The organism is Elizabethkingia argenteiflava (assembly GCF_009904105.1).
GTDB lineage: Bacteria > Bacteroidota > Bacteroidia > Flavobacteriales > Weeksellaceae > Elizabethkingia > Elizabethkingia argenteiflava.
Window position 1 is genome coordinate 1 of record NZ_JAAABJ010000306.1, and the last position, 983, is coordinate 983.

Annotated in this window: 1 pseudogene; it reads left to right on the top strand. The window is 38.1% G+C overall.

Features of this window, described 5'->3' with window-relative positions:
• Positions 1-114: 114 nt before the first annotated feature.
• A pseudogene (locus tag GNY06_RS03255) lies at positions 115-801 on the top strand (helix-turn-helix domain-containing protein); the annotation flags it as partial.
• Between the last annotated feature and the right edge of the window lie 182 nt (positions 802-983).

A 983-nucleotide genomic window follows, 5' to 3' on the forward strand; every position in this document is an offset into this window, starting at 1 on the left:
AAGAGAAATTATTGGAAACTCTTGCAGTGGAACAAAAAATCCTTACTTTTGGAAGTAAGGATAATATTGAATAACTGATAATTATTTTAACACTTAACTGTCAGATTAAGTCGGGGCTATTACAATTTCATTGCTCCGCATCAGGTATTACAATTTGAAGATGTACTGCTTAATGCCGTAAAGGGATTTGTTTTAGTGGTACATCCTGATTTTCTTCACGGTTATCCCTTAGCATCAGAAATTAAGAACTATGGCTATTTCTCGTATGCCGCTAATGAAGCCTTGCACCTTTCTGAAAAAGAAGAGAAATCTATACTACACAACATAGAAAATATAGGCAAGGAAATCGCTGACAATATGGACGGCTTTAAGCAGGATTTACTCATATCCAATATGGATTGCTGCTAAAGTATTGCGACCGTTTTTACAACCGCCAGTTTCTGACACGAAAGAAAGCCAATACCGACTTACTCACGAAGTTAGAAGCCTTACTGGATGAGCATTTTAAAAGTGAAAGACTGGCTGAAAAAGGTATTCCTACTGTTCAATTTGTTGCGAGCGAGCTGCATCTAAGCCCCAATTATTTGAGTGATATGCTTCGGGTGGAAACAGGACAAACCACACAGCAGCATATTCAAAACTGGGTGGTTGAAAAAGCAAAGGAACTTTTTATCTTCTACCTCAATGTCCGTATCTGAAATAGCTTATCAGTTAGGATTTGAGCATTCACAGTCCTTTCATCGGTTGTTCAAAAACCGTACTTCTGTTTCGCCATTAGAGTTTAGGCAGTCCTTTAATTAATGTGACACTTCAACCCTGGATTTTAAATCCTTATCTCCTTTTCTTTCTTTTAAGTTTCTTCTTCATCTTATTGGCAAAGTCCAGTTCCTCGTAATCTTCGCCTTGGGCTTCGGGCAATAAACCGCCTAATGCTTCAATCAAACCGTCTTCGTGCTTGTCAGTAGTTAAGAAGTCGAACAAAT